The 14,636-nt window shown below is 70.0% G+C and carries 11 protein-coding genes and 1 pseudogene; 6 read left to right on the forward strand and 6 right to left on the reverse strand.

The window, feature by feature from the left end; translation table 11 throughout:
• Window positions 1-17: 17 nt before the first annotated feature.
• The gene (locus OG729_RS25605) at window positions 18-740 is read right to left on the reverse strand and encodes a response regulator (protein WP_405808231.1); all 723 of its coding nucleotides are present in this window, start codon (window positions 738-740) and stop codon (window positions 18-20) included.
• Between the two features lie 308 nt (window positions 741-1,048).
• Between OG729_RS25605 and OG729_RS25610 the strand changes: the two genes are divergently transcribed.
• The 4 genes from OG729_RS25610 to OG729_RS25625 are packed head-to-tail and all read left to right on the forward strand — an operon-like array spanning window position 1,049 to window position 5,204.
• A complete protein-coding gene (locus OG729_RS25610; RefSeq protein WP_405808232.1) occupies window positions 1,049-2,065 on the forward strand; it encodes an alpha/beta hydrolase in 1,017 nt (338 codons plus the stop codon).
• Window positions 2,058-3,227: an acyltransferase gene (locus tag OG729_RS25615; RefSeq protein ID WP_405808233.1), complete on the forward strand. Its 1,170-nt coding sequence runs from the start codon at window positions 2,058-2,060 to the stop codon at window positions 3,225-3,227. Before OG729_RS25610 ends, OG729_RS25615 begins: the two co-directional genes overlap by 8 nt.
• Complete coding sequence (locus tag OG729_RS25620) at window positions 3,220-4,536, forward strand: sensor histidine kinase (RefSeq protein WP_405808234.1); 1,317 nt, start codon at window positions 3,220-3,222, stop codon at window positions 4,534-4,536. The genes OG729_RS25615 and OG729_RS25620 overlap by 8 nt, the downstream gene beginning before the upstream one ends.
• On the forward strand, window positions 4,533-5,204 hold the full coding sequence (locus OG729_RS25625; RefSeq protein ID WP_360875962.1) for a response regulator transcription factor: 672 nt from the start codon (window positions 4,533-4,535) through the stop codon (window positions 5,202-5,204). The genes OG729_RS25620 and OG729_RS25625 overlap by 4 nt, the downstream gene beginning before the upstream one ends.
• 87 nt (window positions 5,205-5,291) lie before the next feature.
• Here OG729_RS25625 and OG729_RS25630 read toward each other — a convergent pair whose 3' ends face one another.
• The 4 genes from OG729_RS25630 to OG729_RS25645 all read right to left on the reverse strand — a co-directional run bounded on the left by OG729_RS25630 (window position 5,292) and on the right by OG729_RS25645 (window position 8,924).
• Entirely contained in the window at window positions 5,292-6,587 is a 1,296-nt protein-coding gene (locus OG729_RS25630; RefSeq protein ID WP_405808235.1) for an FG-GAP repeat domain-containing protein, read from the reverse strand.
• Window positions 6,588-6,781: 194 nt separating this feature from the next.
• On the reverse strand, window positions 6,782-7,177 hold the full coding sequence (locus OG729_RS25635) for a TraR/DksA C4-type zinc finger protein (RefSeq protein WP_360875966.1): 396 nt from the start codon (window positions 7,175-7,177) through the stop codon (window positions 6,782-6,784).
• Between the two features lie 62 nt (window positions 7,178-7,239).
• The gene (locus OG729_RS25640; RefSeq protein WP_405808236.1) at window positions 7,240-8,028 is read right to left on the reverse strand and encodes an aminotransferase class IV; all 789 of its coding nucleotides are present in this window, start codon (window positions 8,026-8,028) and stop codon (window positions 7,240-7,242) included.
• Between the two features lie 506 nt (window positions 8,029-8,534).
• Entirely contained in the window at window positions 8,535-8,924 is a 390-nt protein-coding gene (locus OG729_RS25645; protein WP_356179758.1) for a hypothetical protein, read from the reverse strand.
• Window positions 8,925-8,994: 70 nt separating this feature from the next.
• Here OG729_RS25645 and OG729_RS25650 point away from each other — a divergent pair, with 70 nt between their 5' ends.
• Window positions 8,995-9,909 (forward strand): IS982 family transposase, encoded by a 915-nt coding sequence (locus OG729_RS25650; RefSeq protein ID WP_405808237.1) that lies wholly within the window; start codon window positions 8,995-8,997, stop codon window positions 9,907-9,909.
• A 511-nt stretch (window positions 9,910-10,420) separates the two neighbouring features.
• Here the strand turns inward: OG729_RS25650 and OG729_RS25655 are convergent.
• Window positions 10,421-10,641: pseudogene (locus OG729_RS25655) on the reverse strand (hypothetical protein).
• 236 nt (window positions 10,642-10,877) lie between these two features.
• Here OG729_RS25655 and fxsT point away from each other — a divergent pair.
• A complete protein-coding gene (fxsT, locus tag OG729_RS25660) occupies window positions 10,878-14,633 on the forward strand; it encodes an FxSxx-COOH system tetratricopeptide repeat protein (protein WP_405808238.1) in 3,756 nt (1,251 codons plus the stop codon).
• Window positions 14,634-14,636: the final 3 nt, after the last annotated feature.

Here is a 14,636-nt window from a genome sequence, read left to right on the forward strand (position 1 = left end):
CCGTGGCGCCCCGGGCTTCAGTGCTCGGCCCTGCAACGGCGCGGGACGACGAGCCCCGACTCGTACGCCATGACGACGGCCTGAGCGCGGCTGCACAGCCCGAGTTTGGTCATGGCCCGGCTCAGGTGTGACTTGACCGTGGCTCCGCTCACCGTCAGCAGGGCGGCGATGTCCTCGTTGCAGGCGCCCGTGGCGACGAGCCGCAGGATCTCCAGTTCGCGCGGTGTGAGCTGGTCCAGGTCCGTCAGCGGCTCGTCGCCCGGCACGCTCGCGCGGGTGTACGTCTCCACCAGCCGCCGGGTCACACTGGGCGCGAAGAGGCAGTCGCCGGCGGCGACCAGATGCAGGGCACGCAGCAGCCGTTCGGGCGCGGTGTCCTTGAGGAGAAAGCCCGAGGCGCCGGCGCGCAGCGCGGCGTAGACGTACTCGTCGATGTCGAAACTGGTGAGCGCGAGCACTCGGGGCCGGGCGCCCTCAGGGGCGGCGGACAGGATGCGCGTGCAGGCTGCGACGCCGTCGAGCTCGGGCATCCGCATGTCCATCAGCACAACATCGGGCTCGGCGCGGGCCGCCTGGGCGACGGCGTCGAGCCCGTTCACCGCCTCCCCGACGACGTCAAGACCGGGGGCCGCGCGAATGAGCGCGGCCAGCCCTCCGCGTATCAGATCGTGGTCGTCGGCGATCAGCACCCTCGTCGGACCTTCGTGCGGCACGGGTAACGCATGGCTGCCTCCGGTCATGGTGCTCTCCCCCTGAGCGAGTCCGGCTGTGCCTTGGGGCCATTGTGCGGCGCAACTCGCCTCAGGAGGCGGCCGGTTGCCCTCTTCATCACAAGATTGGTGCAGAGTCACACTCTTGCGACGATCCCCGGCCCGGCGGCGACCGGAGCTCGTGAACGCACAACTCGCCGTGCTGACGCGCCCCTACCCGTAGTACTTCAGAGCTAGGCGGAAGGTGCGCTCCCCGGCGGGACGCCGACTACCAGGCGTGATCCATAACTTCGGTACCGGAAGCACGGAAGACATCCGGTACGGAAGGACCAACCTCCATGGCGTCCCGCCCGCCCAGCAGCAACCCGCGCAGCAGCAACCCGCGCAGCAGCCGTCCGCGCGGCAGCCGTGCGCGCCGTGCCCTGCTCGCCGCGCTCGTCACCGCCTCGGTGGCGGTGCCGGTTGCGGGCGCGGCCCGCCCCGCCGCTGTCCCGGCGCCTGCCCCGGCTGTCCTCGCCCCGCTGCGAGCCGCGACCCCCGCCGCCCTCGACGAGCGGTACGCCGCCACCCGCGACGACATCCGAGCCGCCGAGCGGATGGCAGCGGGCCACGGCGACCGGAGGCGGGCCGCCGTGCTGCGCGCGATGGCGGACCCGGCGCGCCATTTCCTCTCCTTCGACGGCCGCGACGGCGGCCGTACCGCCGAGGTCTTCGGTGACCTCTCCCGGGCCGAGCGGATCGCCGTGCTGGTGCCGGGGGCGGACACCAGCCTCGACCGGTACGAACGCTTCCGGGCCGGCGCGGTGGCGCTTCAGCAGGAGCTGGCCGGCGGGGCCGCCGTCGTCGCCTGGCTCGGCTACGAGACGCCGGGCACGGTGAGCCTCGAGGCACTGACGCCGGGGACGGCCGATGACGCGGCTCCTCAACTCGAAAGTTTCGTAAGTGAGTTGAGTGCTGCTTCCCGGCCTGCCGCCCGGACTTCGCTGCTCTGCCACTCCTACGGCTCGGTCGTCTGCGCCCGGGCCGCCTCGGGCCTGCGGGTCGCGGACATCGTCCTGTACGGCAGCCCCGGCACCGGCACCGGCGCCGACGACGTCGCCTCGCTGCACACCCGTGCGAGCGTCTGGGCGGGCCGGGGCGGCAACGACTGGATCGCCGACGTGCCACACATGAAGCTCCAACTGCCGTTCACCACAGTCGGCCTGGGGGCCGACCCGATGTCGAAGGGCTTCGGCGCCCGCATTTTCGACGCCGGTGACGGCGGCCACAGCGACTACCTGAGGCGCGGTTCCGTATCGCTGGCGAACATCGCCCGGATCGTGAACGGGCAGACCCCGGAGGCTCCCCGTGCGTAAGCTCGCCCGTTGGATCGACTCCGCCACCCCGCCCGACCGCGACCGTGCCGTCGACGCCCTGCGCGCCCTCGCCATCCTCGGTGTAGTGCTCGGCCACTGGCTGGTGACCGCCCTGGTCGCCGACAGCGGCACGGTGCATCCTGCCAGCCCACTCCAGTACCGACCTCAACTCGCCCCGATCACCTGGGTGTTTCAGACCTTGGCGGTCTTCTTCCTGGTGGGCGGGCAGGTGGGTGCGAAGAGTTACGCGTCCGCCCGCGCCCGTGGCCAGACGTACGGCCGGTGGCTCGGCGCCCGGACGGGGCGGCTGTTCCGGCCGGTGGCCGCCGTGCTGGTCGTGTGGACCGTGGCGGCGGGCCTGATGCTCGCGTCCGGGGCGCGGTTCGAGAGCGTATGCGCCTTGGGCAAGCTGGTGCTGTCCCCGCTCTGGTTCCTTCTTGTCTTCGCGGCGCTGACGGCGGCAACCCCGCTGGTGGCAAGGCTGCACCCGCTGTGGCCGCTCGCCGTGGTGCTCCACGTCGACCTGATCCGGTTCGGCCTGTACGGCACCTCTCGGTACGAATGGCTCGGCTGGATCAATGTGGCGGCCGGCTGGCTCGTCCCGTACTGCCTGGGCGCGGCCTGGGCCCGGGGCGGCCGGCGGATCCGTACGACCGGCTGGGTGTTGCTGCTCGTCGGCGCCGCGGCCACCAGCGCACTCGTCCTCTGGGCCGGGTACCCCGCGTCCATGGTCGGGGTGCCCGGCGCCGGGATCTCCAACCTCAACCCGCCCACCCTGGCCGCCGTCACCTTCGGCCTCGCCCAGTGCGGGGCGGCCCTGCTGCTGCTCGGTCCGCTGCGGAGGGTGCTCCGGCGCCCTGTCGCATGGGCGGGGGTGGCACTGGTGAACCTCTCCGCGATGACCGTCTTCCTCTGGCACCAGACCGCGATGATCGCGGTCACCGCCGTCGGCCTGCTCGCGGACACGGCCCTGCCCGGACTGCACACCGTGCCCGACGGCTCCGGCTGGGTGTTCGCCCGGCTGGCCTGGCTGCCGGTGTTCGCCGTGGCGCTGCTGGTGTGCTGGGCGGCGTTCCACACCTACGAACAAGGGAAGCGGGGTCGCACCACGGTGGTGCGCGAGCGGCGGCCCGCCCGGACGGCGGAGGTGCGGAATGCCTAGGGTTGACCACGTGAAGACGGGGGACAAAGAGCGGTTGGTCGCCGCGGTGCGCTCGGCGCCGCGCGTCCTGCGCGCGGACCTGGGGACGGTGGCGCGCGATCCGCTGCCGCGCCTGCGCTGGCTGGGCCGGCTGCCGCACGGCCATGCGGTGCTGTTCGCGGTGCTCATGGGCATGCTCATGATGTCCGAGTACGAGCAGGTGTACGAGCCGGCCCCGAAGACCATGTGGCTGCTCGTCGTGCTCCAGGCGGCGACCGTCCCCCTCGCGTTGTCCCGCCCGGTGCCCGCCTGGTGGCTGTCGACGATCGTGCTCTTCCTGACCGCGCAGGTCTCGGAGGGCAGAGTCGGCCACGACATGGTGTGGCCCTGGAGCATCGGGGGGATCGCACTGCACACCCTCGTGCTGCTCCTCCTCGCGCTGCGGGTCCACCCCCGGATCGCCGTCGAGGCACTGTCGATCACCGTCCTTTCGGGCCTGATCAACATGGCTTTCGCAGCCCACGTCCACAACGAGGTCCTCACGCGGGGCACCGTGGCCTTCGCGACCGCAGTGATGGTCGGCGCCTCACTGCGCATCAGCCGAGTGGCCAAGACGCGACTGGTCGAGCAGGAAGTGCTCACTGCCGAGGAGCGGGCCCGGCGCACCCTCCTCGAGGAGCGCGGCCGGATCGCCCGCGAGCTGCACGATGTGGTCGCCCACCACATGTCGGTGATCTCCATCCAGGCGCAGGTCGCCCCGCACCTGGTGGAGAACCCTCCCGAGGAGCTGAAGGAGAACCTCGCGGGCATCCGCCAGAACGCCGTCGAGGCGCTGACCGAGCTGCGCCGGGTCCTTGGCGTGCTGCGCTCGGAAGATCCCTCGGCCGAGGGTGTACGGCACGCACCGCAGCCCACCCTCGACCGGCTGGCCGAACTGGTCGACAACGTACGGGGTGCGGGTCTCACGGTCACCACCGAGATCACGGGTGAGCCGCGCCCGCTGTCGCCCGGTGTGGAGCTGTCGGCGTTCCGCATCGTGCAGGAGGCGCTCAGCAACGCCATGCGGCACTCGCCCGGCGCTCAGGTGCGGGTGGCAGTGGGACATCAGCCGTCCGCGGTCACCGTTCGGGTCACCAACTCCGCGCCGGACCGGCCCGCCCCGCCCTCGCAGGGCACCGGACACGGTCTCCTCGGCATGCGGGAACGCGCTGCCATGCTGGGCGGCGAACTGGCCAACGGGCCCACGCCGGACGGCGGTTACGAAGTGACCGCGATCCTCCCTGCCGACGCCCCCGAGCCATCCGCCCAACCTGCCGGGGGAGCCCCATGACGACCATCCGTGTCCTGATCGCCGACGACCAGATCATGGTCCGCCAGGGCTTCACGGTGCTGCTCAACGCCGAACCCGGCATCGAGGTGGTCGGCCAGGCAGTGGACGGCCTCGACGCGGTAGCCAAGGTCGCCGAACTCGCCCCCGACGTCGTCCTCATGGACATCCGGATGCCCGAACTCGGCGGCATCGAGGCGACCCGCCGCATCACCGGACCCGACGGGTCCGCCGCCAAGGTGCTCGTACTGACCACCTTCGACCTCGACGAGTATGTGTACGAGGCGCTGCGCGCGGGCGCGTCCGGGTTCCTTCTGAAGGACGCGTCGGCCGATGAACTCGCCCAGGCGGTACGGGTGGTGGCGGCCGGTGACGCCCTCCTCTCCCCGAACATCACCAAGCGCCTGATCACCGAGTTCTCCCGGACGACCGGCGCTCCCCGCGCCCCGCTCAAGGAGCGCCTCGGCGATCTGACGGAACGCGAGACCGAGGTTCTGTCCCTGATCGCGCAGGGCCTGTCGAACGCGGAGATCGCCGGGCGGCTGGTGGTGGCGGAACAGACGGTGAAGTCCCATGTGAGCCGAATCCTGGTCAAGCTGGGACTGCGCGACCGCACCCAGGCGGCGGTCTACGCGTACGAAACGGGACTGGTGCGCCCGGCCGGATACTGAGGCATTCGACTCGCCCCGCCAAGGCCCAGCCTTCCATGCTCGGAGCCCCCGTGCATGGCAACGGCCTGCGTGGCGTGGAGTGGTGAACTACCTCCAGGCGGTGTAAGGGTACGAGTCCGCCGCGGCGTAAGACCGCTGCGCCAACGGGCTCGTCGCGCTGCCCGTGCCCCGGAACCACCACAGCGCGCCGGCCTTGTCGCGGACGAGGAGCGCACCCTTGCCGATGTCCGAGCCGTCGCCCGGCGCGATGATCGCGGTGTACGCGTTCCAGCCGGTGGCCACCTTGATGCGGGGGGCGTACGGCCTCGCCGCGTCGCCGGTGCCCCGGTAGAGCCACAGCACGCCGGACCTGTCGCGGGCGAACAGGTCCGCGATGCCGTCCTTGCTGACGTCGATACCGCCGGTCAGGGCGTTGTAGATGCTCCAGCCCGAGCCGACCTTGGTGCGCGCCGCGAACGGCTTCGACTCGACGCCCGTGCCCCGGTAGAGCCACAACACCCCGGCCTTGTCACGGGCGATGAGGTCCGCGTGCCCGTCACGGGTGACGTCGCCGGTGCCGCGCACGGAGGTGTAGATGCTCCAGCCGGTGCCCACGCGCACGCGGGGCTTGAACACGGCGGAGGTCCACTTCCTGCCCGAGGTCGGGTAGTACCACAGGAGGCCGGAAGGCTCCCGGGCGGCGACGCCCCCGCCCCGGTTGTCCATGCCGATCGGGGACAGTTTGGTCAGCGCGTCGAAGCCGTTCCAGCCCGAGCCGTGGTCCTGGCGCCAGAACTTCTGGAGCGGCGGGAACTCCACCGGGAAGGTCTGGTGCGAGTAGAGCCGGCCGGCCGTGTCCCGGCCGAAGGCGCGGTACGACATCTCCACCGGATTGTCGCTGAGCACCGAGAAGACGCTCATCGCCTGCGTCTTCTCGGTGCTGCCCGTGGCCTGGAACGAGGCCTGCGCCTCGACCTTCCACGCCTCGATGTCCGGCGTGGCGGTCAGGGAGTACGTGAGAGTGCTCTCGCCCGCCCCGACGTCGCAGACCACGAGGCGTTCCGTGTTCGGGTACGGCTCCTCGCGGCACGAGGCGTTCGGGCCGCCGTCGACCGGGCCTCTGCGCAGGTCGGCGGCCTCCGTGCCGATGTCCCAGAAGCGGTAGCCCTCGCCCGGCTCCATGAACAGCGTGAACCGGCCCTTCACCGGCACGTTCAGCCTCACGGTGTGTGTGATCGAGCCGCCGGCGGCGATGTCCGGAGTGTCGAGCGTGATCGTGGCCGGCCCCGGGGCGAGCGTCGGTGCGGCGTGCGCGACCCCGCCGCTCGCCAGGAGCGCCCCGGCCGTCGCCACCACGACGGCGAACCGCCGCCGGACGCGCCCGGAGTGTCGCTGCGTACGCATACGTCTCCTCTGCTCTTCCCCCTGCCCGGCGGCGGACCGCCGGGCCCTTGCACAGAGGAGACCTGCTGGTTGATCACATGGTTGTACGGACCTAGGCAGCGGGACCCGGACGGCCTGCTCGAGCGAGCCCAGTTCTCAACTCCAGATGCGGTCTGACCTGGCAAGGCGCCGGGTACGCCCCAAGCCCGCCCTGCTCAGCGGGGGCTGGCCGCGGCACAGCGCACGCAGGTGCTCGCCGCCGGGCGCGCTTCCAGACGTTCCGCCGGGATCGGCTCGCCGCACCCCTCGCACCGCCCGTAGTCGCCTCGCTCCAGCCGTTCCAGCGCCTGATCCAGCTCGGCCAGGTGGGCACGCGCCTGTGCCAGCAACGCGGCGACATGGGCCCGCTCGAAGGCAGTGCTCGACCCCTCCGGGTCGTGCTCGTCGTCGACCGCCACCAGGGCATTCGCTGCGACGATCGCGTCGAAGTCACGGCTCAATGCCGCGATCTGCGTGTTCGTGCCGGCACGCTCGGCCGCCAGCCGCTCGCGGACGGACGCGCGCTCGATCGGAGGGAAACCGGCATCGGCATCAGAGGGCGAATCGCTCACCCATACGACAACATCAGCACTTGGGTTCGCATTCCGCGCGCCCGCGCCCTGGGTGCCGGTCGTCAGATCAGGTCCCAGGGGACCTCGGCCCAGGCGGTGTTGAGGGCGTCGACCAGGGCACGGCATTCGCTGGGGAAGACCACTTCGTCGATACTGGCCAGCGGCTGGCTGGGGCAATGAGAGTTGGTCGCTGCGGCGGCCCGCAGGACCGGAAGGTCGTCCGATGTCAGACGGCGGACCGACCATGGCACACCAATGCGCGTCAAGGCCGCCTGCAGGAGTTGCTGGGTGATGCCGGGCAGCACGTGAGCCTCGGGCCACACGACCTGCTGCTCGTCCCAGAAGGCGACGTTCCACACCGAGCCCTCGCGCAGGTCCCCGTCCCGGCCTACGAACAGGACGTCGTCGAATCCCGCTTCCTTGGCCTGGAGCCAGTGGTAAGTGAGCCCCATCGTCGCGACGTGCTTCAGGTGTGGAAGCTCGCGCTCGTACGTCGCCGTGCGGACGCGCAGGGCCTGCCGCGGCGCATCGGCGACCGGGTCGGAGACCGACACCATGATGTCCGTCGACGCCGGCGCGCCCACCCGCGGGACGACGGTTACCCGGACTGACGCAGCACGTTCCTCGCCGAGCCCGTGCCGGATGAGTTCCCGGATCCTGCCCTCGTCGTGTTCGGCCTTTTCGCCGAAGAGCGCGTGCGACGCTCCCTCCAGCCGCCTCAGGTGCAGATCCAGACCTCGAACCATTCCGTCGCGCACCTGCATCGAAGTGAAATGCCCGTAGTTCCAGGTCGCCACCCGGTGCACGTCCTCGACGTTTGCGGACTGGCCGTTGATCTCTATGTTCAGCACCCGCGCCATGCTGCCACGACCCGTGTCCGAACAAGACCGTGAGCCAGAGGGGGCTGCGCCGTCGGCCGAATCGTCAAACCATCACCTGAGACTCGACACGCGATTCACCAGCGCGGGTGAGCGTGTTGAGGTGGTCCAAGTACTCGCGGCCTACTGCTTCGTTGAGCTTTCGGCCGCGATCGAGTGCCACCTCAGTTTGTCGAAGCTCACCGAGCCGGGCCCACCCCTTGGCTTCCTGCGTTGCGAACCGGACGGCGACGTCGTGGCTCGGTGCCGCACCGGTGCCTGCCTGGGAACGGCCAGGCGCGTGCTCGGCGGCGGCTCGGTCGCCCATGCCGTACTCGACGCAGCCCGATCGACAGGGCCGGCCGGCTCGCGATCACCTAGATGATCAATTCCAAGGGATGCCTGCGGAGGGTGTGGGGCGGGCGGCGGCCGAAGCCACCGCGAGACGGTCAGGCGAAAAACGGGCTGCCAGCCCTGGTTGTCGAGGTGGCAGGGGGCGGTCAGGCGTCAGGGTCGACTTCGGGGTGCGTGAACCGCACGGGCTTGCCCAGCGACCGGGCGTAGGCGATTTCGGCTCGGGTGCTGTCTCCGATGTAGTCGCCGACTACGAGCACCTCATCAGCGAGCCGGATCTTCGCCCGGTGCAGATCGTCGAGTCGAACCTTCAGCGCCTCGGCCTCGACAGGATCGGACCAAAGTTCGTGCGGCGACTTCATGTCACAGCCCGGTTTGACGACAATCTTTCCGGCTTTGGTCTCCCGCAGATCGGCCTCGGTCATCTCGGTCATGAAGCGGGTGGAGCCGCAGATCACGACGATACGCGGGAGGCTCAACTGCTTCTTCGCGTCGGCGAGCTTCTCCTCGGGGGTGAGCAGTTGCGGGTATGACACTGGTTCCTCCTGGTGGTGTGGTCCAAGGGGTGCCTGCGGAGACGAGAACGAGGGTGTCCAAGATCGTTTTGTGACGAACGACGTGGACACCCTCGCGACGGCACTCTATGCGACGACCGACGACATGCTGAAGGAGCATCCCGACCTGGCGCCGTGGCGCCCGCCGGTCGGCATTAAGCCCCGCCTGAGCGATGCCGAACTGGTCACCCTGGCCACGATGCAGGCCATACTCGGCTACACCTCCGAGGCCAAATGGCTCCGCCGTGCCCGTGCCCACCTGCGCCACCTCTTCCCCTACCTGCCCCGGCAGCCCGGCTACAACAAGCGGCTGCGCAAGGCCGCCGGTCTGATGCGAAGCGTCAACCGGATCCTGGCCACCACCACCTCGGTGTGGAGCGACGACGTATGGGTCGTGGACTCCACCCCGGTGGAGTGCGGACGCTCCCGCGAGACCGTCAAGCGCTCCGACCTGGCAGGTTGGGCCGAGTACGGGTACTGCGCCAGCCACGGCCGCTTCTTTTGGGGCCTGCGCCTGCACCTGGTGTGCACCCTGCAGGGCCTGCCGATCGCCTTTGCCCTGACCGGGACCAAGGCCGACGAACGCGAGACCCTCCTCGACCTCCTGGCCGCCGAATGCGAGCTTCTGCGAGAGCGCCCCCGACAGACTCTCATCGGCGACAAGAACTACTTCGGCCGTGGTTTCGAACGCGAACTGTCCGAGCATGGAGTCCAGTTGCTGCGGCCTGCCCGTAAAGGTGCACGGGAACGGCCTGGCGCAGCCATGTTCAAGCCGCTGCGACAGGTCATCGAATCGATCAACGAGACCTTCAAGGGCCAGCTCAACCTCGAACAGCACCGAGGTCGCACACCGGGCGGCGTGATCGCCCGTGTCATGCAACGCATCCTCGCGCTGACCTCCGCGATCTGGCACAACGACGCCACCGGACAAACCGTCCTACGCTCACTGATCGCCTACGATCACTGACCTCTTGGAATAGATCGTCTAGGGTGGCCCGGCGCTTACGCGTCCGCTACGCCCGCCCGGCTAGGGTGCCCCTGACCAGCAAAAAGGCCCTCCCAGGAGGAGGGCCGAACCATCGCGCCGATTGTGCGCCCCGGCAGGACTCGAACCTGCGGCCAAGCGCTTAGAAGAGAGTGATCCTCTTCAGGGCTGACACGGCCCTGACCTGCTGCTCAGGGAGTCAAGCAAGACTTGAAGCAGCCGTCGCTACCGCGCATCCACCGGACGGCACGATTCCGACCCCTCTCAGGCTGGTGGTGCTGAGGAGGATGTCCAGGGTCGTTCTCCTGGGGCCGCGGCGGTGCGGCTTGTGCAGCGGGACCTGGGCTGGGTTGCGTCTGAACGACGATGAACGGGGCTGAATGAGACGGAAATTGAGACGGTCATGGTCTCGCCCGTGGGGTTGACACGGAAGGCCCTCGGCCTGTGGGCATGCCTCCGTCTTGACGCCTGCGGCTACTGCATCGCGTACCGCTCACAGAGGACCGTCCGGCTCGTATTCGTGTGCCCTGCCGCCGACCCATTCGACCCACTTAGAGTCGTCGAGGAGATCCTCAGCGTCGGGCAGACCTGCTTGGCGGAGAAATTCCAGCAGGTCCCGGTCGGAGTGGGCCAGGCCCATGATCGGTCCCGCACCGTGACCCGCCGGCCGCCGGTTGCGGAGATCCGGTGCACGACGATCGGCGCGCCTCTCATCACAGCCGCTGACTACCGCTTTGCGAGCCTGGCACCGCTCTCTGAAATGTACGCCCGGCTCACTTTGTCTGCGCGCTACCGGGCCATGGACCGCATGTCGGCCCTGTGCGGCCATGGCACGCCGGTGGGCAGCTGCTGGTGGGCTCTCTTGTTGTGGTGAAGTGCGGGCGGTGCGGGGTGGTTTGGCCTAATGTCGGGGGTCTCGTGCAGGGGCGGCGTGGTAGGGGCGGGGCGGGATGGTCGAGGTCGGCGGGCGGGTGTTCGTCAGTCATGCGGGGGCGGACCGGGCGTGGGCGGAGTGGGTGGCCTGGCAGCTGGCGGACGCCGGGTATGCGGTGGAGCTGGACTACTGGGACTGGGGTGCGGGCGACAACTTCGTCCTGAAGATGAACGCGGCGCTGGAGTCGGGTCGGATGCTGGCGCTGTTCTCCGAGGCCTACTTCGATCCCGACCGGTTCACCACCCAGGAGTGGACCGCCGTGCTGGCGGCGAAGGAAAAGCTGATCCCCTTACGTATCGACGGCGCGTCCGCGCCTGCGATGCTCCGGGCGTTGCTCGCTCCCTCCCTGCAGGGTGTGGCGGTGGAGGAGGCGCGGCGGGTATTGCTGGAGGCGGTGGCGGGTCCGCGGCGCCCTGATGGCGAGCCCGCCTTTCCCGGTGTGGGGGGTGGGGGGCGGTTGCGGGGGATGGGTGGGTCGGGTCCGCGGTTGCCGGGGAGTCTGCCGCGGGTGTGGAACCTGCCCGGCCGTAATGACGGGTTCACCGGCCGGGACGGGCTGCTGGTGCATCTGCGTCAGGAGCTGACGTCGGGGTCGCGGGTGGCGGTGCAGGCATTGCGGGGCCGGGGCGGGGTGGGCAAGACGCAGCTGGCGATCGAGTACGGGCACCGCTTCGCCGGGGAGTACGAACTGGCCTGGTGGATCCGCTCCGAGGAACCCGCGCTGATTCCCGACCAGCTGGCCGCCCTGGCGGTGAAGACCGGAGCCGCACGGGCCGATACGGCGCCGGGTGAGGCGCTGGAGGCGCTGGCGGAGGATCTGCGCACGCGGGGGCGGTGGCTGCTGGTCTTCGACAACGCCGACGACCCCGCCGCCCTGGCCCCGTATCTGCCGGGCGGCAGTGGCCATGTGCTGATCACCTCCCGCAACCCCGCCTGGCAGGATGTGGCGATCGCGCTCGAGGTGGACGGCTTCGCCCGCACCGAATCCATTGCACTGCTCAGGGCCCGTGTCCCGGGGCTGGGGGAGCACGATGCGGACCGGCTGGCACAGGAGCTGGAGGACCTTCCGCTGGCCCTGGTCCAGGCCGCCGCCCTCCTCACCGATGGCCTCACCCTCCCCCAGTACCTGCGCCTCCTCGGTGAGAGCGTCAGCAAGGTCCTCGACGAGGGCCGCCCCACCGGCTATCCGGTGTCTCTGGCCGCCGCGATCCGCCTCATCACTGGCCGCCTGGCCGACACCCAGCCCGCAGCCCTGGCCCTCCTGCGCGCGTGTGCTCTGCTCGCTCCCGAACCCTTCCCCCTGCACGCCTGCACCCGGCCAGTCGCCGACGCACCGCCGGACGTGGTGGGACTGCTGAACAAGCCATTCGAAGTCCGGACCGCCCTGCGTGCCCTGGCCCGGCACGGTCTGGCGCGGGTCCAGGACGGCATGGTGCAGCTGCACCGCCTCACCCAGACGATCGTCCGCGACCAGCTCACCGAGGCCGAGCGCACCGACGCCGCCCGGGCCGCCGAAGCCCTCCTGAATGCCGCGTACCCCGGGGACGTGACTGATCCGGTCACGTGGCCGGCCTGGCCCGACCTCATCCCCCACCTCCTCACCCCGGACCCCTCCGACCTGACCACCGAAGACGGCCGGTTTGCGGCGTGTGAGGCCTGCTGGTACCTCATGGACCGCGGCAACGCCGGAACCGCCTTGCCCCGCCTGCAACACCTCCACCACACCTGGACCCGGCAACTCGGCCCCGACCACCAGCACACTCTGTGGGCCGCTACCTACCTCGCCCGCGCCTACGGCGAGACCCAGGATCATGCCCGGGCCCGGGAGCTGGATGAGGACACTCTGGCCCGCCGGCGGCGGGTACTGGGTGTGAACCACCCCGATGCCCTGGATAGCGCCTCCAACTTGGCCGTCCGACTGGCGGAGTTGGGCGAGGTCAGGGCGGCCCGGGACCTGGCTGAGGAAACACTCGCACGCCTGCGCCGGGTGCTGGGTGAAGACGATCCGAGGACGCTCGGCGCGGCAACTGGTCTGGCATGGGACCTGGCTGCCTTGGAGGAGTGGGAAGCGGCGCGTGCCCTGACTGAGGAGGTGCTTGTCCGTCGGCGGCGGGTGCTGGGTGAGGACCACCCGGACACGCTGGTCTCGGCCTCCGGGCTGGCGGAGCTGCTGGCCGCCGTGCAGGAGTGGGAAGCGGCGCGTGCCCTGACTGAGGAGGTGCTTGTCCGTCGGCGGCGGGTGCTGGGTGAGGACCACCCGAACACGCTGGCCAGCGCCTCCAACCTGGCTATCCGGCTGGCGGCGTTGGGGGAGGTGGAGGCTGCCCGGGCTCTGGGTGAGGACGCGCTGGAGCGGCAGCGGCGGGTGCAGGGTGAGGACCACCCGGACACTCTGCTCACTGCCTCCAACCTGGCTATCTGGCTGGCGGCGTTGGGGGAGGTGGAGGCTGCCCGATCTCTGGGTGAGGACACGCTGGAGCGTCGGCGGCGGGTGCTGGGCGAGGACCACCCGGACACTCTGCTCACTGCCTCCAACCTGGCGGGCCAGCTGGCGGCGTTGGGGGAGGTGGAGGCTGCCCGGGCTCTGGGTGAGGACGCGCTGGAGCGGCAGCGGCGTGTGCAGGGTGAGGACCACCCGAACACCCTGAACACCGCCTACAACCTGGCTGTCGACCTGGCGGAGTTGGGGGAGGTGGAGGCTGCCCGATCGCTGGGTGAGGACACGCTGGAGCGTCGGCGGCGGGTGCTGGGTGAGGACCACCCGGACACGCTGGTCTCGGCCTCGGGGCTGGCGGAGGTGCTGGCTGCCTTGAGGGAGAGGGATGCGGCGCGGGCCCTGGGGGTGCCCGCTGCTGGCGCTGCGACCGTCGGGACCCGGCAGGACCGCACGTCTACTCGACGGGGCGAGCGCACTGCCCCGAGCCAGCGGGGACGCCCCCACGAGGTCGTATCAAGGGACAGCACCGCCTTCGCCCCTTCTCTGCATCCCTCCCGGTCCGGGGCCGCTATCGACAAGTCGCGGGTTTTCGTCAGCTACACGCTGGCCGATCACTCCTGGGCAGAGTGGGTGGCTTGGGAGCTGTCCGGGTGGGGACACGACGTCCGCCAGGGCACGGAGATGGCCCCCCTGAACGACAATTACGCGCTCCAGGTCGAGGACGCCTTGCGACATGTCGATGTGGTCATTGCGCTGCTCTCGCCGCAATACCTGGCCTCAATGTCCTGGGGACAGTCTGACTGGTCGGCCGTCGAGGTGTCGACCGCAGTCAGGCACGGACGGTTCGCGCCGGTGCTGGTCGAGCCGGTTGACCTAGGCGAGTTGCCAGACGTGCTGCGCCGAGTGGAGACGCCCGCCCTGTACGGCCTTGACGCGGAGGCGGCGCGTGAGATTTTGCAGCACGTCCTGCGACGCCCCCGGCACCCGAACCCCGAACCCGCCTATCCCGGCGCTGCTGTGGGAGCCACTGGGAGGGGTGGCAGGCTGCAGAGCCAACTGGTCAGTACGCTCGCGGAATCACCACTACTTGCCGATCCGCTGTCCCGCCGCCTGTGGACCGAGTTGATCAACGACCTCACTCTGGCAACGGTGCGGTTCCCGGAGTACCCGACGCTGAGAACCCATCTCGTCGGCGTCGTGCGGCAGTGCCGAAATGTTCCCGGAGGGTTGTCGGCCCTGGCCGACGCATTAGAGATGCTGGACCCTGAACACTCCGGGCTGGAGGAGGTTCGCCGTCTAGTCGATGAGATTGAGCACCTGCAGGACGAGCGGTGAACG

Origin of the sequence: Streptomyces sp. NBC_00210 (assembly GCF_045160975.1) — a bacterium.
Classification (GTDB): domain Bacteria; phylum Actinomycetota; class Actinomycetes; order Streptomycetales; family Streptomycetaceae; genus Streptomyces.